This window comes from Acinetobacter sp. 1294243, assembly GCF_000588015.1.
Taxonomy (GTDB): domain Bacteria; phylum Pseudomonadota; class Gammaproteobacteria; order Pseudomonadales; family Moraxellaceae; genus Acinetobacter; species Acinetobacter pittii.
On record NZ_JFXG01000011.1, the window covers coordinates 62,176 to 80,672 of the forward strand.

Here is an 18,497-nt window from a genome sequence, read left to right on the forward strand (position 1 = left end):
ACTCACCCTTCTTCCAGATGAGGTTTTACAAAACCCCACACCCCAACAACATCTCTACCCCACTTACTTTTTTCATATGCTTTAAACGCTCCTTCTCCCATTTCACCTGCTGCTTTAGCTCAGCACAGTCAGCATCTATAGCTTTATACACATCACTAATGTGTATATGTTCAGCTTTTACGTTTTTTGCTAACTGAAAAGAATCTAAAATCTCGGCAATTTGACTTTCAAGCTGCTGACTTTGTGCATCTAAAGCGAGTTTATAAAACCTCAATTGCTCGGCAGATAGTTCCTTAGCACCTAGCCCTTTATTCTGTTCAAGCTGTAACTGGAGTTTGAGTAAATAAAACAAATCCTGTTTTTCATAGGCCTGACTTGCCTGTTGGAACAATTCAGTTTTTTCCTGTTTTTTTATTTCATCTTGCTCACGGTCTGGGTGAATCATCGCGGCAATTTTTAAATAGACTGTTTTAAGCGACTGTGCTGCCATTTGCTCAGCTTGTTCACGTTTCTGTCGCTGTCTTTGCTGCTTGGCTTGTTCTCGTGCTTGTTGTTGCTCGGCAGCATATTGTTCAAAGTCTTCTTCTAACTCTGCACGTTGATCAACGCTTTCTTCATATTCAAATTTTATTGACTGAGCTTTTTTATTCTTTTTTACTAACTCTTGAGTATGTTGCTGATAAAAGGTATCGATCTGCCTCACTAAATCCAACTGTTCAGCAGATAGCATTTTGGAGCGCTTCAACATTTGTGCAAGCTGGGCATTTTTTTCATCTAGTTGTTGCATAATCTCTTTAGAAAACTCATGGCTATGCAACATATTCCAGAGTTGATCCAACTGCTGAAATAAGACTTCATGCAAATCGCCATACACAGGCATCAATTTTTGCCGAATGTGCTGTTGAATCTCAGCTTGTGCATTTTGCCATGTGCTCAGGCTAACTTTTTGCTGTTCTATTTTATCAATCAGGCGATTCAGTTTTTTCTGCTGTGCAGACGGTTCAGACCTTTGCTGCAAGCTCACTTTGAGATCAAAGGACATACTCATCCACCTGAAAAAGAAAAAAGTGTAGCAATAATCAGATGAGGAAGGTAGCTAGCACTCTTTAAGTGTTAAGAGTCCTAAAATTTATATCTTAAGAAATCCACCAAATCACCAGTGGTAAAGTCACGGCAGCACATAAAGTTTGAAAGCTAATCACAGCTGCCATAAGCTGACTATCGCCACCCAAAACTTTGGTTAAAATGTATGAAGCTGAAGCAGTCGGTAGCGCAAAGAAAATAACTAAAATTTGAGTTTGTAAGCTTGGCAAACCAAACCACATGCAGACCGCGTAAGCCAAAGCAGGTACTGCTAAAAGTCGTGCAAACGTGTCTGCCGCCAATACCACAATGTCTTTATTAATTTGCATAAACTGTAAAGCTGCGCCAACACATAACAAACCTAACGGCAAACTCGACACTGAAAAAAGCTTAATAAACTGAGTAAATCCTTCCCAAATCGGGATATGCAGTACATTGACTGCCGCCCCGACCACACACGATGCAATTAAAGGGTTTTTAAGCAGTGCAATTAAAATAGGTTTAATTGCCATGTGTTCTTTAGAAGTTAATGCAAGTACTGAAATAACGTTCACAAGCGGAATGCAAAGCGCCAATAAAATTGCCAGTATTGCCATTCCTTCACTTTTAAAAAGCGAAGTGACTAAAGCCAAACCAATATAGGTATTAAAGCGAACCATACTTTGTACGTGCACACCAAAACGTGCAGGTGGTATCTGCCAAAATATTCGGAGGATATATAAAAATGCAGTTACTACCAAAACTACAATCACCATCGCAATAATGGCTGTACTCAAGCTTTGTAAATCAATTTTCGCGGTCGATAGCGTACTAAAAAGCAAAGCTGGAAATAAAATATAGTAATTAAGCTTCTCTACCCCAGCCCAAAACTCATCGCTAAAAAAGCGATATTTTTTAAATAAGTATCCCGATGCAATTAATGCAACTAAGGGAAAAAGAGATAAAACAATACTATTCATTTCTTTACTCGAGTTTTGTTTGGGCTTGCTGTTTTTAGCAATAACCTTGGCTTACTCATATATTAAAGATAATGAAAACTCATGATAAAATGAGTTTTTACTCATAACAAATACAACATGACATTTACCCAACTTGAAATTTTCGCACTCATTGCAGAACTAAAAAGCTTTACGGCTACAGCAGAAAAGTTGGGAATTTCTCAGTCAGCAGTTTCTCATGCGCTTAAATCATTAGAACAACAATGGGGTATTAACCTGATTTCAAGATCGCAGAGTGATATTGAGCTCACCACGACAGGACAGCAGCTTCTTACGCATGTAAAAGAGCTATTGAGTATTTCCGATACCTTAGAAAAAGAAGTGGCTGCCATCCATGGTTTAAACGAAGGAACATTACGTATTGGCTCTTTTGGGGCTTCATCATCTATTTATCTATTACCTGAAATTTTAGAAAGCTTTCGGCAACGCTACCCTAAAATCGAAATTTATATCGATGAAGGTGAAGATAAAGAAGTTGCTCAGTGGTTATTGGAACGGCGCATAGAGGTTGGTTTTTTGATTATGCCAGATGAGCGTTTTGATACATTTCCATTAATTGAAGATCGTTTTGTTGCCTTAATTCCGAGTGGTTACCCGCTCGCGCAGCAGCTCTATATTGATCCAGCACAGCTAGAAAATTGCCCTTTTATTATGACGATGGCTGGCAGTCGACATCAGGTCGAATTAATTTTAAAAAACTTTAATGTGAAACCAGACATCAAATTTTATGTGTCACAAATTCTAAGTATCGTTAGCATGGTTCACAATCAATTAGGGATTTCGATTGTCTCTGATATGGTACTCACTAAAGAGTTACTCTCACTTTATCCCAACGTGGTTAAACGTCCTTTTAAACCAAACCTTAAACGTTCTATTGGTCTCGCAGTCAAAAATAAAAAGCACATGAGTCCCGCTGCGAAAGCTTTTATTGAAGTCGCGCAATCGGTTTGGTCTGATCATTAATTGAATATAGATAATTTTTAAAAAATTTAATAACGATCTCTTTCAGGACAATTTATAAGCGTATTAGATGACTTATAACGTAAAAAGCGCCAAAACTGCCCCTCTTTAACCAAATCAACGCACCATTTATCGCCAAAAAACCCTTATTTAATCCAAATTGGTGCGCTTATTGCATATTCACTTTTATGCAATTGAGTTTGTTTCGACAAGCTTAGGTTTTTAGATTCCTTAAATCTATTTTGGTGCAATTTACAGACCCAGATTTGTTCCAAAATGGAATTTAGCACTTTTTTCGAGCATGCTATGCAAAATGTAGATCTATTTTTCTTATTACTTGGTGCAGTTTTGGTTCTTGCCATGCACGCAGGTTTTGCATTCTTGGAACTTGGTACGGTTCGCCATAAAAATCAGGTGAACGCACTTAGTAAAATTCTGACTGACTTTGCCCTTTCTGCAATCGCATATTTCTTTGTTGGCTACTACATCTCTTATGGCCAGCACTTCTTCCATGATGGTACGGTTTTATCAAGTGATCATGGCTATAACCTTATGCGTTGCTTCTTTTTACTCACTTTTGCTGCGGCAATTCCTGCCATTATTTCTGGTGGTATTGCTGAACGTGCAAAAATGCGTTCACAAGCAATTGCCACACTCGCTTTAGTTGCGTTGGTATATCCATTTTTCGAAGGTATGGTCTGGAATGGCAACTACGGTCTGCAAAAGTGGTTAGAAACAACCTTTGGCGCAACGTTTCACGACTTTGCGGGTTCAGTCGTAGTTCATGCCATGGGCGGTTGGATTGCACTTGCTGCTGTGATTTTATTGGGTGCACGTTCTGGCCGTTATAAGAAAGATGGTCGTGTAAGTGCTCATCCCCCTTCTTCTATTCCATTTTTAGCGCTTGGCTCATGGATTTTAATTGTTGGCTGGTTTGGCTTTAATGTGATGAGTGCGCAGCGTGTTGATGCTATTTCTGGGTTAGTTGCTATTAACTCGCTCATGGCAATGGTTGGCGGTACAATTACAGCCAATGCGATTGGGAAAAATGACCCAGGCTTCTTACACAACGGTCCTCTTGCTGGTTTAGTGGCAATCTGTGCAGGCTCTGACATTGTCCATCCAATCAGTGCACTTGTGATTGGTGGTGCAGCTGGGGCTATGTTTGTGTATCTATTCACCTATACTCAAAACAAACTTAAAGTTGACGATGTGTTAGGTGTCTGGCCTTTACACGGCGTATGTGGCGCATTTGGTGGTATTGCAGTAGGCCTATTTGGTCAACAATGGCTTGGTGGTTTAGGCGGCGTATCGTTTGTCTCACAACTCATCGGAACAGCGCTCGCGATCGCTATTGCACTTGCTGGCGGCTTTATTGTTTATGGCATTCTTAAAGCGACCATTGGCATTCGCTTATCTCAAGAAGACGAGTTTCGTGGTGCAGATTTGTCTATTCATAAAATTTCGGCGAACTCTGAAGAGGGTATGTTTTAATACTTTCTAAAGTGCTCAAGGCGACGATACTTCTCGTCGCTTTTTTATTTTTTAAAGAAGATTGAACTCTTTCTTCAGTATAGTTTAAGAGCAATTTAAGTTTTATTTTATGTAATGCCTTTACTCACAATCTAATTGATGTTGCATGGTATGAATCAACAAAAACAATTTTTCCAAATTAATATCATCTTTCTTTTTCTCAGTTTTTTGCTGCTTTTAATCGTTTTTCCAGTGGGTGGGAAAATTGATATGTACCTCATCCAGCCTTGGATTGATTCAACAGGTCATTTTTTCAATCGAGACAATTGGTATCTGGAAAGACTTAATCATGAAATTGTAAAACAGATCATTACTGGTATTTATGTCATCTTTTTTGGCCTATGGCTTGCGTCATTTAAAATTGAGAAATTAAAGCTTTATCGCTGGCAATATGGTTATATGTTTTTTGTGAGCATGATTGGTAGCAGTATAGTTGGCTTCTTAAAATCACAATCAGCTCATGCCTGCCCTTGGAATATGGTTCATCCGACTGCTTTAAGTTATGTATGGGATTTTACTGCGAAACATGGGCATTGTTTTCCGGGCGGCCATGCAAGCGCTGGCTTTATTTTAATGACAGGTTATTTTGTTTATCGTCTTGAGCAACCGAAACGCGCCTATTTTTATCTCATTTCAGGCATATTATTAGGCTTTATGATGGGATGGGCACAAATGATGCGTGGAGCACATTTCCTAAGTCATAATTTATGGACAGGTTGGGTCGTTTGGGCTGTAAATATCTTATTTTACGCCGTTTGTATTCACCGCTTTGAATTTGAGAAACAAATCAAACAAGAACTTGCATAAATCAAGTTCTTGTTTCTTGAACATGTAAAATCTTTGGAAGTTTAACCAAAACTGAAAGTCCACCAAGCTCTAAACTTCGGTCTAGTGTCAGAGTCCCACCTAAACGTTGAGTTGCTCGGTCAACAATGGATAGACCTAAACCACTCCCCACTTCAAGGTGGTGGTGTACACGATAAAAACGTTTTAAAACTTTATCATAATGTTCTGGGTCGATCCCCGCGCCGCTATCTTCAATTTGTATACATGCATCGCCATCTGTAGCCGTGAAAACTGAAATATTAATCATCCCTTCATGAGGCGTATATTTAATTGCGTTATCAATTAAGTTAAAAATAATTGAATGAACTGTTGGCTCAACACTATGCATTTCAATTGGCTCGTTACGAACAAAGCCCAAGTCGATTTCTTTTTGCATAGCTAAATTAACAAGCTGTTCAACACAATTCAAAACGACATCATTAAGCTGAAAAGCTCTAGTCGGTTCAATCACACTTAAAGATACATCCTGCTTAGCCAGCGCTAAAAGCTGTGTCACCAAGTGCTGAATACGCGCTAATCCTTTACTCAAATTTTGCAGCGACTCCTGTTCAGGAAATTGACTAATTAAAATCTTGGTTTGTAAATTTAGAGCAGTCACAGGAGTTCTGAGTTCATGGGCTGCATCTGCAATAAACTGTTTCTGCTCATTTTGCGCTTTAGAAATTCGCTCAAAAAGACGATTCATTTCATCAATTGTAGGTAGCAGTTCTTGAGGATAATCTGAGACTTCAATAGGCGTCAGCTCTTCTGAGTCACGATGAGTCAGTTCATTTTTAAAGTCATCTATCGGCTTTAAACCTCGGCGAATAATTGCAGCTAAAGCAAAAATAGCAAATGGTAAGATAATCAAATATGGAATGAACATGCTACCTGCAAGTTCCCAAGCAAAAGCCTCACGAACCTTTTCTTGCTGGCTAATCTGAATCTGGTAATCCTTTAATGGCAAAACATAGGTACGGATTAATCCATTACTGGTTTTATGTGAGTAAAAGCCAGCTTGTGTAACAGGTGGAACCAATAAATGGAGATGGTGTGATAAATGGGCTTGATCTTTATAAGCCCAAATATCTACAAATAGATCTTCTTCATGATAAGTTTTATGAAAATCGAACTCACTGCTTACTGTTTTCAATGGATATTCAGCTGTTCGTTCAGCCAAATAACGCATTTGCGTATCTAAAATTTCATCAACTTCTTGAAGTGCAACTTTATAAGCAGTAAAAATTAATATACAACCTAAAATGACACTGAAAATTGAGGTGCCCCAAATCAGCCGTTTTTTTAATGAATAATGCACTGTTAAGAAGTTCCAAAATTAAGTTACGATTGCCCTAAACGGTAACCCAATCCTCGAATAGTTCGGATAAAGTCTTTCCCGAGTTTAGCTCTCAGGTGATGCACATATACTTCAATCGTATTACTGGTCACATCACTATCGAAATCATATAACTTATCTTCAAGATTTGCTTTAGAAAAGATTTTATTTGGATGGCTCATTAAAGGAATAAGAATTGCCCATTCACGATTAGACAAATCAATACGCTGTCCTTTAAAGGTAGCAATGTGCTGTTCAACATTTAAAACCAGATCACCACTTTGTAAAAGCTGCTCATGATTCGCAAGCTGAGCCTCTACCCCACTACGGCGTAATAGCGCATGAATACGAGCGAGTAACTCATCAAACTCGTATGGTTTGATCAAGTAATCATCTGCACCGTGGTTTAAGCCATCAACACGGTTTTGTAACTGATCTCGTGCTGAAATAATTAAAACAGGAGTCGCTGCTCTTTGGCGGATTTGCTTTAAGACCTGCATGCCGTCCATCATCGGTAGCCCTAAGTCCAAAAGAATTAAATCGAATTTATTTTTAGCCAACTGGGCTAGGCCATCTAAGCCATTATTGACCCACTCCACTTCAAATTGATGATATTGCAGCAACGTTATTGTTGACTGTGCAATCATAAAATCATCTTCAATCATCAAGATTTTTGTCATGTTTTAGGCTCGCTTTAATTCACATGGGCACAAGAGTGCAACATATCCAGTTGAGGGTTGATGACCTGAGTTCTTACATCTAACAAACTTAATAAGCTTGGGAATAAATTATCCTGACTTAACTTTTCTTTAGTTTGTTGGCTTAAACAACTTACTTGTGCAAGATTATGTTGTTTCCATTTATCAGAAAACCACATCATCATTGGTACATGTGTTTGTTGACTCGGTGCAATTGCATACGGTGAGCCATGTAAATATAAACCATGTTCACCAGTTGATTCACCATGATCAGATAAATACCATAAACCTGTTTGATATTTCGATAGGTCTTTTAAATTATTAATGATCTGACTTAATACATGGTCTGTATATACAATCGTGTCATCATAACTATTTAATAACTCCGTTTGAGAGCAGCCCTGTATCGCATTAGTGTCACAAGTCGGTTTAAACAGTTGATATTGGGCAGGCGCACGCTTGTAATAGGCTGGACCATGACTTCCGACTTGATGTAAAACAATCAGGCGTGGACGGATGTCTTCTTTAGGAATAGTCGCTAAATACTCATTTAAGCTATCAATTAAAATATCATCGTAGCATTCGCCATCTTTACACCATTTTTGCTTTAACTTTTCTGGTATTTGGTATTCCTCCACACGATCACAAGCCCCTTTACACCCAGAGTTATTATCAATCCAAGTCACTTGGTAGCCCGCACGCTTGGCAATGTCTAATAAACCTTCACGATGACTTGCAAGTTGTTCATCATAGTCAACACGTGGCATGCCAGAGAACATACATGGAACCGACACAGCTGTTGCTGTACCACATGAGCTAACTTGCGAGAAATTCAAAACCTCCTGTTTAGAAAGCTCCGGATTCGTATTTTTCGAATAACCATTTAATGCAAAACTTTCTGCACGTGCAGTCTCGCCTACAACTAAAACCATTAATTTAGGCAAGTTGCTTTGTACTTGCTGAATTTGATGAGCATCTTCACCATAGTGTATTAATGGCAAGTTCTTCTTAGGTGCCTTTTTATGATAATAAGACATTAAAGATGAAATACTATTTTGAGGTGAAATCATACCTTTTAGATCACGATGCTCACGAAAGATCGCTGCGAAATCAACATAATAAACAAATAGCAAAAGACCAACGATTGCGAAAGAAGCAATAATTGAACTAATTTTTTTCAACAATAAATGAGATGTTTTTTCTTTTTTAAGTTTTACCTGAGTAATTAAAATAATAGGCAAAACAACAAAGAAAACTGTCCAAAGCCCGAAACGTAATGAAATTAAATCAGAAACTTCAGAGACATCAGTTTGTATCATATTTTGAATCTGATCAGGTGAGATAATTACACCTAAGGTATTGACGAAATAAGAGCTAAAACCACCAATCACGATGAGTAAAATTGCAAAAATTTTAGCGGTCCATTTCCAGTTTAAAATCTGTAAAAGCGCATAATAAGCAGCAACCACAATAACTACTGTAGCAGCTAAAAATAGAATAGCCTTTATTCCAAAATATGGAGTTAAAAGATGCACTTGGTGATAAAAACCTATATTGAGAATTGCCCCTAACCAAATGGCTATAATCAAATTAAACATAAACAGCGAAATCTGCTTATGTTTTAAAGTAGAAAAAAAATTCAGCATCTTGGGTGACTACAATCTTTTTATGATGCTCTAATGTAGAAATTGAAACTTAAAAATGACTTAAATAAAAAATGATCTAATTCAGAAGCTTTAAAGCATGCTAATTCTTTTAATTTATATAAAAAAAGACGAGGTTAGATTTAACCTCGTCTTTTGAGCTTTTAACTAAATATTGTTTTTAGAAACTGTATTTAGCCATTAAACCAACACGGTTGTCTTTGTAATCATCACCAGCAAAGGTTTCGCGTTTACCATTAACATATTCAATACCTAAGTCAATTGGTTTAACTGGTGTATAAATGACGTTGAGCCATGCTTGCTGAACTTTTTCATTACCCGCAGTATATGCTTTAGCATAGTCTGTGCCATCATCAGCGAATTGAGCACCGTATGCTAAAGTAGCACGTAGGTTAGGTAAAATCTTATAAGTTCCACCCACTTGTACAGCTACAAATTCATTTTGCTCAATATTATCATTAACTAAAGTATAAGCAGAATTACTACCATATAAGTAGTTACTGTTACCTACAACATAAGAAGCATCAGCAAAGAGTTTTAAAGGATCTGCTACTTTAAAGTCAGTACCTGCAGCAACGCCCCACCCAGTCTGGTCATCGCCCTTTCCTGATTTGTAGTTTTCAACAAAAGCTCGAGCAGAAGCATTACCATTACCACCAGCATAACCTTGAGTAATTTTAGCTGTTAATACAGGTAATCTATATTTAACTGAGTCACCTGTTGCTGAACTATTACCTTCCTCAGCTGAAACAAATAATTGAGTCGCAGGAGCTAATTTATAGTTATAACGTACTTGTGGAATACGTGTTGTACCACCACCAATGTTCGTCGAAAAGTCGATCATTTCTGGTGCGTGGCTCGCCAAGAAGTTAGATGTAGTTTGACCAAACAACCAGTTGTTATAAGTTAAGTAAGCATGACGAATACGTACGTTTTCAGATTTGTTATTGTCACCACTTGCAAAGTCCAACTCAATTTTACCACCAACTTTGGCATTGCTTACAGGAGCAGTAAAATCTAAACCTAGACGAGTCGTTTTAGCAGTAGCACGCAATTTATCTTTTGCTTCACCATTAGACTTACTTACATCAGCGAAGTCACCATCCGCACCTTCGATAATATAGTTAGCATCGCCACGAACAAAACCATATAGATTCACATCAGCACCAGTTTTAGATTTTAATGATGCTAATGGAGAAGCTGGTGCAGCAGCTTGAGGTTGTGCCTTAACTTCAGCTAACTGTACTTGCTGTTGTTGCTGTACTTGCTGTTGTTGTTGCTGAACTTGACGTTGTTCTTGAATTAAAGCTTTTAACGCTTCAACTTCTTTACGAAGCTGTTGAATTTCCGCTTTGTCGGAAGTCGCAGCATGTGCCCCACTCATCATTAAAGCTGTAACTGTAAGAGCTAAACTTTTAATAACGAAAGATTTACGATTAAGGAATAGATCCATCAAAAACTCCTAAAAATATATTTTATGTTGCCTATCCATGCCAAGTTGATTTACGCCATTAAATTAGGGGCTAAAAAATCAACTCTCCTCCACATTGGTTACATTAATTTTATTACCGCAACCAAAACCAATTTCAACGTTGTGCAAGACTAAAACCGATAAACAAAGACATAAAAAACATACTTTGATTTACAGATTTTTACCTTAACTTCATGTTGTAACGAATCCTACACAACTCTCTTATCTTATAGAATGATTAAATCGTTATTTCATTATTCTTTTTTAGACTTTAGGCTAATAACCAATCTAATTGAACATTTTTCTGCCCATTTTGATTGATTCACATGATTTTTCTTGTTATCCAAATCCATTTTTTCTCCATTTAGCTTCCATTTGCTACCCACACAAGATGGCACAATTAATTGAGCATTTAAATAGCTAAAAATATACATTTTTAAAAACATAGACAAAGGTAGTAGATAAAGCTTAGATCACTGCTTGAGCAATATTAAAGTTCTTTATTTCATTTAGTTAACATTATTTTTCCTGTAGTTTCTCATGTTTCCAGAGGAAAATAGGCAGTAAACTGATCACTGCAATAATGACAATAGCTATCAAATAATGGAAATAACCGAGTAAATCTCCAATCACACCGCTAAAACTATAGAGAAGACCGCTAACAGTCGCCATAACTGAAACCTGAAAGGTAAAATCTGTCCCCGCATATTCTTTTCGACTGTAATGCATGACTAGAGTCAACATAGCTACCAATAGCATTGCCGAGAATGCATCTTCTAAAGCATTGACTGTATATATAACCCAGACATTCAACTGAATTTTTTGTTCATAGGCATAGGCTAAATAAGCATAGGCTCCTAGACTCATAATTTTAAAAATTGAAAAGCCAATTAATGCTGCTGGTCTTGAAAAGTATTTAAGCACGCCTCCTGCTATTGCCGCCCCAGCGAGTGCTGCTACTGCACCGAGCATCGTGATGTAAACACCAATTTGAGTAAAACTTAACCCCATATCAACCATTAAAGGTTTAAGTAATGGTCCAGCTAAGCCGTCTGCTACTTTAAAAGTGATCAGTACCACCAACCAAGAACGGAGTTCTTTATTTTGAGAGAAATATCTTAGGTAAGCTTTAATTTTTAGGACTAAATTTTGCTGATTAAGTTTGAGTTCGCGACTCGCATGAGAAGTATGTTGAGGCTCTTTAAATAACCAAATAGGTAAAGTATTTAAAAATACTATGGTTGCTAATAGCAAGAAAGTGGGTTGCCATGTTAACCAGTCTAAGCACCAAAGTACGGCACCTCCCCCAACAATAAAACCTAAGCGTGAACCAATGACCTGAAATGTATTGCCCCAATGCTGCTGATCATGTTTTAACAAGTTGACTGCTAAAGCATCGGTAGCAATGTCTTGTGTTGCTCCAGTTAAGTTCATAAAAAGAAGGGAAATAAAAAATGCGAATAAATAAATAGGTTGATCTAAAGCTTGAACGGGGAAAAAAGACAAAATACACAGTACACCCACAGTCAAAAACTGAGTAGGTAGAATCCAACTACGATAATGTCCTAAATGGGAAAGTGCGTGTCGGTCGACCCACGGCGCCCAAAAAATCTTGATTGACCACGGTAACATTAATAAGCCAAAGCCACCAATATGGGCGAGTGAAACTCCTTCTGCTCTTAAGATCACGGGTAAAGCGTGGGTCATAAACCCAACAGGCAGTCCTTGGGCCCAATATAAAGAAAATAGCAGAAGATAAAGATTTTGCTGCCGCAACATAGAAACCTACTTTTTATTTGTTTAATGAGGAATAACATCAAATGTCATGTTGTTCTTACATTTTGCCAATGAAGCATATATTTCAAAAGATTAAGATAAAACTAGGACAAGTTAAAATTTAAAAAATATGGATCAACATTTCCCTAATTTACCTGATTTAGTACCTCAACGCGGTACTGCTTTAAGCCGAGCGCTATTTAAAAAAATTTTTTTAGCGCAAGGTTGGACAATTGAAGGTGAAGTTCCTAATTTGCCAAAAGCAGTGGCGATTATTTCCCCCCATACTTCTAATATTGATGGATGGTATGGCTTTCTTGCGATTTTCGGATTAGGTATTCAAATTACGGTGTTAGGTAAAGATGCCCTTTTTAAACCACCGTTTAAACGAGCTTTAGATTGGGCTGGAGTCATTCCAGTTAAACGTGACACAGCCAATGGACTTACTGAGCAAGTCGTTGCAACCATTCAAAAATATGACAAGATCTGGATTGGAATGGCGCCCGAAGGCACACGTAAAAAAGCAAAAAAAATGAAAAGTGGCTTTTATCATATCGCTGCAAAAGCCAATATTCCCATTGTCATGTTTTCTTTTGATTATGATCATAAGACTATTCACTGTTTAGGGCACTTAAACCCAAGCGGCAACTATGAAGAAGATTTAAAAAAGATTTTTGAGCGTTATGAAGGAAAAATTTCACCTAAAAATCGTAATTGGCTTGCTGAACCTTTACAAAATCTAGTGAAAAAAACCTAGCAAAAATTGAGCAAATCTGGTCTCATGAGCCCTCTTAATTTATCTCGACGTAGATTATTTTTAAAGATGAAAATTGCTCAATTTGCCAGTATTGGATTTATCTCTCTAGCACTATTTGGCTGTGATAAATTTAGCAAAACACTAACACCGACAACCTCAATGAAAGCCCGTGAACCTGTGATTGCACTTGCTTTAGGTGGCGGTGGAGCAAAAGGATTTTCACATATTGGTGTAATTAAGGTTTTAGAGTCTCACGGAATTAAACCTAAAATTGTCACGGGTACCAGTGCCGGTAGCTTTGTTGGAAGTATCTACGCAAGTGGACAAACACCTTATCAATTGCAAAGTCTGGCTCTAAAGTTACAAGAGTCAGATATCCGCGATTTAACACTTAATCGTCAGGGTATTATTCTTGGACAAAAGTTACAGGACTACGTTAACCGTAATGTAGGCAATAAACCAATTGAGAAGTTCCCAATCCGTTTTGCTGCCGTGGCAACACGCCTTGATAATGGTCAAAAAGCTGACTTCATTAAAGGTAATGCAGGCCAAGCCGTACGTGCATCTTGTAGTATTCCGAATGTATTTGTACCAGCAACAATTGGCAAGCAGAAATATGTAGATGGTGGATTGGTTAGCCCAATTCCTGTTAAAACTGCTCGTGATATGGGTGCGGATATTGTGATTGCAGTCGATATTTCTGCGCGTCCAGCAGGAAATCGCCCAGCCAATATGTGGGGATTACTTGATCAAACCATTAATATCATGGGTCAACAAAGTATTAATGAAGAGCTCAAGCAGGCCAATGTTGTCATTCAACCTAAAGTTGGTCATCTAGGTACTCTTGATCTCAAATCAAGTAACCAAGCAATTTTGGAAGGCGAAAAAGCAGCTCAAGCGCAAATACGCCAAGTTGAAACTGCAATTGCAAACTTCAAAAAATCTCCAGCTGCGTTTAAGCCTGCACCACGCCCTAAATTCTAATTGAGGTGGTTTTTTTCTATCCACACTCCCTATCATCTGCTACAGTGGTAAAAGTGATATTGAGTCACTTTTACCCATCATAAAGATATATAAAAGAGCAGATCTATGGAGTTTGTTATACAACCTTGGCACTGGTTTGTATTGGGTATCTTACTTATTCTTTCTGAACTGATTCTACCCGCCTTTGCCGCGCTTTGGTTTGGTATTGCCGCCATTATGGTGTGCTTTCTCTACTGGTTATTTCCAGATATTAGCCTCACAACGCAAATTGTATTGTGGATAGTTCTGTCAGTGCTATGCACCATTCTTTGGTTCAAATTTATTAAACCATTATCAATTGATAAAACTAAAGCGGGATTACCCCGTGAAGCGACTATTGGTCAAATTGGTATGGTGATCCAAACCGGTCTCGACCATGATCAAATTATCGTTCGCTTTCCAATGCCCATTTTAGGGGCTGATGAGTGGAACTGCCGAAGCACCACACCAGTCAAAGTCGGTGATCGTGTTAGAGTTATTGATATTTCGGGTAATGACTTAATTGTCCAGTCCCATGGTACTTCATAAACATTAAAGATAAAGAGAGGGTATTTTCATGCCAGTCGGTACTATTATTGTTTTAGCCTTTTTGGCTTTTGTGGCTGTCACCATTTTTAAAGGGGTACGTATTGTTCCTCAGGGTTATAAGTGGATTGTTCAACGTTTAGGTAAATACCATTCGACCCTTAATCCTGGGCTTAATTTTGTGATTCCCTATGTAGATGAAGTGGCATATAAAATTACCACAAAAGATATTGTGCTTGATATTCCATCTCAAGAAGTAATTACACGTGATAACGCCGTATTACTAATGAATGCAGTGGCCTACATTAATTTAACCACACCAGAAAAAGCGGTCTATGGTATTGAAAACTATACATGGGCGATTCAAAACCTTGTACAAACTTCGTTACGTTCTATTGTAGGTGAAATGGATCTAGATGATGCATTGTCTTCACGAGATCATATTAAAGCCAAGCTCAAAGCTGCGATTTCTGATGATATTTCAGATTGGGGTATTACTTTAAAAACTGTTGAAATTCAAGATATTCAACCCTCTCACACCATGCAAGCGGCTATGGAAGAGCAAGCTGCGGCAGAGCGTCAACGTCGTGCTGCCGTTACAAAAGCCGATGGTGAAAAACAAGCTGCTATTTTAAGTGCAGAAGGTCGTTTAGAAGCATCTCGACGTGATGCTGAAGCTCAAGTGGTCTTAGCAGAAGCATCTCAAAAAGCAATTGAAATGGTAACTAGTGCGGTTGGTGATAAAGAAATTCCTGTTGCTTACCTTTTAGGTGAACAATATGTGAAAGCGATGCAAGATATGGCGAAATCAAGCAATGCTAAAACTGTGGTTTTACCTGCCGATGTTTTAAATACAATTCGCGGTATTATGGGAAAACATAATTAATGTGTTTACTTTAAATAAGTATTTAAAAACAAAACGGCGACTAATATGTCGCCGTTTTTTATCTTTTATATTATTGGTTTTTTTAATCTTTTCTGATCTTTCAAAGGGAGTTTTTTTACAACCAAATCATAAGAGTCGCGAATTAAATCTTGAAGTAAATCTCTTGTTAAGTTCTTATGCGGTGTAATCGAAATCCAGTGTTTTTTATTCATGTGATATCCCGGAATAATAAATGAATAGAGCTCCTGATATTCCTGACTTTTATAGGGATCACATTTAACATTAACCATTTTGACGCCAGCTACTTCTGCGGTCAACATGAACATTTTCTCTAAAATTTTAAAAACTTCATAGTCTGGCCCAAATGGATGGGTCTGTTGACTAAAGGGAAGATTACGCGCGATTTCAATTGCTTTTTGATGGAGTTGTTCACCATTCATTCTTTTCTCCCTTATTCATTGAATATGAATAGAAGTTATGAATATTGATTTAATATTATTAATTGGTACGTGCTAAAAGGAATTGTGAAATATCTACTAATTCTTTCGCATCGTCACCAAAATGCGCTAAGGCTTCAAAGGCTTGATCATGCAATTCTTTAGCATAGACCTTTGCTTGTTCGAGCCCCATTAAGGCTGGATATGTCGATTTTTGTACTTGTTCATCCTTACCTGCAGTTTTACCCAAGGTTTCGGTACTCGAAGTAATATCGAGAATATCATCTAACACTTGAAAAGCTAGTCCAATTGTTTGTCCATATTGACGTAACTTTGGAATTGCTTGATCTGTTCCAGAGAAAATTGTCACTGCACCCATCATAATGGCTGCCTGAATGAGCGCACCCGTTTTATTACGATGGATATTTTCAAGTTCGTCTTGAGTAATTTGCTTGCCTTCAGCTTGCAAATCTAAAACCTGTCCAGAAACCATTTTGGAGCTAGCAGTTGCTAAAATCTGCATTTGTTTTAATACAATCGCAGCATCAGTACCCTGCCCTTGTTCATCAAACAAACGGCTACCTAAAACCTCAAAAGCCATTGATTGTAAAATGTCACCAGCAAGCAAAGCAGTATCTTCACCAAACGCAACATGACAAGTCGGCTGACCACGACGCAGTAAATCATTGTCCATACAGGGCAAGTCATCGTGCGCTAGTGAGTAGCAATGAATTAACTCTACAGCACCCGCCGCACGACGAGCCGCAGCAAAATTTGGATTTGGCTGTAAAGAGGCAGTGGCATAACATAAAGCCGGACGCACACGCTTTCCACCAAGCATAACTGCATGGTGAACTGCACTTTTTAAAGGCTCTGGAATTGAGAATGCGGCCAGTGTCGTCAATAAATCTTGTTGAATACGTTGTTGAGCTTGTTTTAAAACATCCGCATTAACTTGAGAGAGTGATGACACAGTCGCCTCGATAAAATCAGTAGAGAAATTTTATTGAATGTTATGAAGCATTCATGCGCTACATCATACACGATTCACTGTGAAAAGTGCGTGATGAGTTTTCGAAGGCCTAGGTAAAAAAGCCTCTACAAAATGGAGAGGCTTTTTCATTCTTAAGTAACTTTTAGAAACTGTCACCCGGAACGCGTACCCAACCTTCCATTAACACACGCGCACTACGACTCATAATGGCCTTTTTAACAACCCACTGGCCATTTGTAAGTTCAGCTTGAGCACCCACACGTAGTGTCCCAGATGGATGCCCGAAACGTACTGCTTCACGCTCACCGCCACCAGCTGCTAAATTTACTAAAGTGCCTGGAATAGCAGCCGCTGTACCAATTGCTACCGCCGCTGTTCCCATCATGGCATGGTGTAATTTACCCATCGACAAAGCACGAACGAGTAAATCAACATCATTCTCTGAAACTGACTTACCGCTTGATGCCGTATAGTTTTTTGGTTTAGAGACAAAAGCAATTTTTGGGGTGTGCTGACGCGCTGCTGCTTCTGAAATATCTTTAATTAAGCCCATCTGAACTGCGCCATAGGCACGAATTTTTTCAAAACGTGCCAATGCAGTTGCGTCACTATTAATATGATCTTGTAACTCAGTACCTTCGTATCCTAAATCTTCTGCATTTAAGAAAATGGTTGGAATACCAGCATTAATAAATGTGGCTTGAAAACTACCAATCTCTGGAACATCTAATTGGTCAACAACATTCCCTGTCGGGAACATATCACCGCCCTCTTCACCATCATCGGCAGGATCTAAAAACTCAATTTGGACCTCAGCGGCAGGGAAAGTCACCCCATCTAGTTCAAAATCTCCAGTTTCTTGAACCTGTCCATTGGTAATAGGCACATGCGCAATAATGGTTTTTTGAATATTTTTTTGCCAAATTCGAACCGTGCATAGGCCATTTTCTGGAATACGATCGGCATCAACTAAGCCATTTGAAATCGCAAAAGAGCCAACCGCAGCGGTTAAATTACCGCAGTTACCACTCCAATCTACAAAAGCCTGATCAATTGAAACCTGACCAAACAAATAATCAACGTCATGATCTGGCTGAGTGCTTTTAGCGAGAATAACAGTTTTGCTGGTACTCGAAGTGGCACCACCCATGCCATCAATTTGTTTTCCATAAGGATCTGGACTACCAATTACACGTAGTAAGAGCTGATCTCTTGCTTGACCTGCAACTTGGGCTTTTTCGGGCAAATCATCAAGCTTAAAAAAGACACCTTTACTCGTTCCACCACGCATATAAGTTGCTGGAATTTTAATTTGCGGTACTGAGCTCATATCAACTGTTATCCTTACTATTATGTTCTTCTATATCAAAACAAGCATTCTTGTTTACCCTTCTCTGCATCTTAAATTGTTTTAAGGCCAAGAGATAGCGATCTGCTTTATACATCAATCGTATTGACGCGAGTATATTTTGTGAATTTAACAATATGCTTGCAATGACTTAATCTAAGCAAAATCTAAGAAAAAAAGTCT

Annotated in this window: 18 protein-coding genes; 7 read left to right on the forward strand and 11 right to left on the reverse strand. The window is 38.3% G+C overall.

What is annotated here, in order from left to right; translation table 11 throughout:
• Positions 1-25: 25 nt before the first annotated feature.
• Entirely contained in the window at positions 26-1,042 is a 1,017-nt protein-coding gene (locus J655_RS17635; protein WP_032052721.1) for a molecular chaperone DnaJ, read from the reverse strand.
• A gap of 94 nt (positions 1,043-1,136) precedes the next feature.
• Positions 1,137-2,042, reverse strand: a complete 906-nt coding sequence (locus J655_RS17640) for an AEC family transporter (RefSeq protein ID WP_032052722.1) — start codon at positions 2,040-2,042, stop codon at positions 1,137-1,139.
• Between the two features lie 117 nt (positions 2,043-2,159).
• On the opposite strand from J655_RS17640, the gene J655_RS17645 reads away from it, so the two are divergent.
• From J655_RS17645 to J655_RS17655, 3 genes are all read left to right on the forward strand, one after another.
• Positions 2,160-3,044: a LysR family transcriptional regulator gene (locus tag J655_RS17645; RefSeq protein ID WP_032052723.1), complete on the forward strand. Its 885-nt coding sequence runs from the start codon at positions 2,160-2,162 to the stop codon at positions 3,042-3,044.
• Between the two features lie 303 nt (positions 3,045-3,347).
• Positions 3,348-4,535, forward strand: coding sequence for an ammonium transporter (locus tag J655_RS17650; protein ID WP_032052724.1), 1,188 nt, complete (start codon positions 3,348-3,350; stop codon positions 4,533-4,535).
• 138 nt (positions 4,536-4,673) lie between these two features.
• Positions 4,674-5,381, forward strand: coding sequence for a phosphatase PAP2 family protein (locus J655_RS17655; protein ID WP_081311943.1), 708 nt, complete (start codon positions 4,674-4,676; stop codon positions 5,379-5,381).
• 1 nt (position 5,382) lies between these two features.
• Here J655_RS17655 and J655_RS17660 read toward each other — a convergent pair whose 3' ends face one another.
• The 6 genes from J655_RS17660 to J655_RS17685 all read right to left on the reverse strand — a co-directional run bounded on the left by J655_RS17660 (position 5,383) and on the right by J655_RS17685 (position 12,347).
• Positions 5,383-6,717 carry a two-component system sensor histidine kinase PmrB gene (locus J655_RS17660; RefSeq protein WP_032052726.1) on the reverse strand — a complete coding sequence of 445 codons (1,335 nt, stop codon included), beginning with the start codon at positions 6,715-6,717 and terminating at the stop codon, positions 5,383-5,385.
• A 23-nt stretch (positions 6,718-6,740) separates the two neighbouring features.
• Positions 6,741-7,415, reverse strand: coding sequence for a DNA-binding response regulator PmrA (locus tag J655_RS17665; protein ID WP_032006521.1), 675 nt, complete (start codon positions 7,413-7,415; stop codon positions 6,741-6,743).
• A gap of 14 nt (positions 7,416-7,429) precedes the next feature.
• Positions 7,430-9,079: a phosphoethanolamine transferase gene (locus J655_RS17670; protein ID WP_032052727.1), complete on the reverse strand. Its 1,650-nt coding sequence runs from the start codon at positions 9,077-9,079 to the stop codon at positions 7,430-7,432.
• Between the two features lie 178 nt (positions 9,080-9,257).
• Complete coding sequence (locus tag J655_RS17675) at positions 9,258-10,550, reverse strand: DcaP family trimeric outer membrane transporter (RefSeq protein ID WP_002116353.1); 1,293 nt, start codon at positions 10,548-10,550, stop codon at positions 9,258-9,260.
• A 272-nt stretch (positions 10,551-10,822) separates the two neighbouring features.
• On the reverse strand, positions 10,823-11,014 hold the full coding sequence (locus J655_RS17680) for a hypothetical protein (RefSeq protein ID WP_014207513.1): 192 nt from the start codon (positions 11,012-11,014) through the stop codon (positions 10,823-10,825).
• Positions 11,015-11,087: 73 nt separating this feature from the next.
• Complete coding sequence (locus J655_RS17685; protein ID WP_017482109.1) at positions 11,088-12,347, reverse strand: MFS transporter; 1,260 nt, start codon at positions 12,345-12,347, stop codon at positions 11,088-11,090.
• A 127-nt stretch (positions 12,348-12,474) separates the two neighbouring features.
• Between J655_RS17685 and J655_RS17690 the strand changes: the two genes are divergently transcribed.
• The 4 genes from J655_RS17690 (at position 12,475) to J655_RS17705 (ending at position 15,535) form a co-directional block, all read left to right on the forward strand.
• Positions 12,475-13,101: a lysophospholipid acyltransferase family protein gene (locus J655_RS17690; RefSeq protein WP_032006518.1), complete on the forward strand. Its 627-nt coding sequence runs from the start codon at positions 12,475-12,477 to the stop codon at positions 13,099-13,101.
• A 66-nt stretch (positions 13,102-13,167) separates the two neighbouring features.
• Positions 13,168-14,085 (forward strand): patatin-like phospholipase family protein, encoded by a 918-nt coding sequence (locus J655_RS17695; RefSeq protein WP_032006517.1) that lies wholly within the window; start codon positions 13,168-13,170, stop codon positions 14,083-14,085.
• Positions 14,086-14,190: 105 nt separating this feature from the next.
• The gene (locus J655_RS17700; RefSeq protein WP_016143172.1) at positions 14,191-14,652 is read left to right on the forward strand and encodes an NfeD family protein; all 462 of its coding nucleotides are present in this window, start codon (positions 14,191-14,193) and stop codon (positions 14,650-14,652) included.
• 28 nt (positions 14,653-14,680) lie between these two features.
• Positions 14,681-15,535 (forward strand): SPFH domain-containing protein, encoded by an 855-nt coding sequence (locus J655_RS17705; protein ID WP_032006515.1) that lies wholly within the window; start codon positions 14,681-14,683, stop codon positions 15,533-15,535.
• A gap of 65 nt (positions 15,536-15,600) precedes the next feature.
• Here J655_RS17705 and J655_RS17710 read toward each other — a convergent pair whose 3' ends face one another.
• The 3 genes from J655_RS17710 to prpF form a co-directional block, all read right to left on the reverse strand.
• Positions 15,601-15,975, reverse strand: a complete 375-nt coding sequence (locus tag J655_RS17710; RefSeq protein ID WP_032006514.1) for an MmcQ/YjbR family DNA-binding protein — start codon at positions 15,973-15,975, stop codon at positions 15,601-15,603.
• A 58-nt stretch (positions 15,976-16,033) separates the two neighbouring features.
• The gene (locus J655_RS17715; protein ID WP_032052728.1) at positions 16,034-16,945 is read right to left on the reverse strand and encodes a polyprenyl synthetase family protein; all 912 of its coding nucleotides are present in this window, start codon (positions 16,943-16,945) and stop codon (positions 16,034-16,036) included.
• Between the two features lie 163 nt (positions 16,946-17,108).
• Complete coding sequence (prpF, locus tag J655_RS17720; RefSeq protein WP_032006511.1) at positions 17,109-18,296, reverse strand: 2-methylaconitate cis-trans isomerase PrpF; 1,188 nt, start codon at positions 18,294-18,296, stop codon at positions 17,109-17,111.
• Between the last annotated feature and the right edge of the window lie 201 nt (positions 18,297-18,497).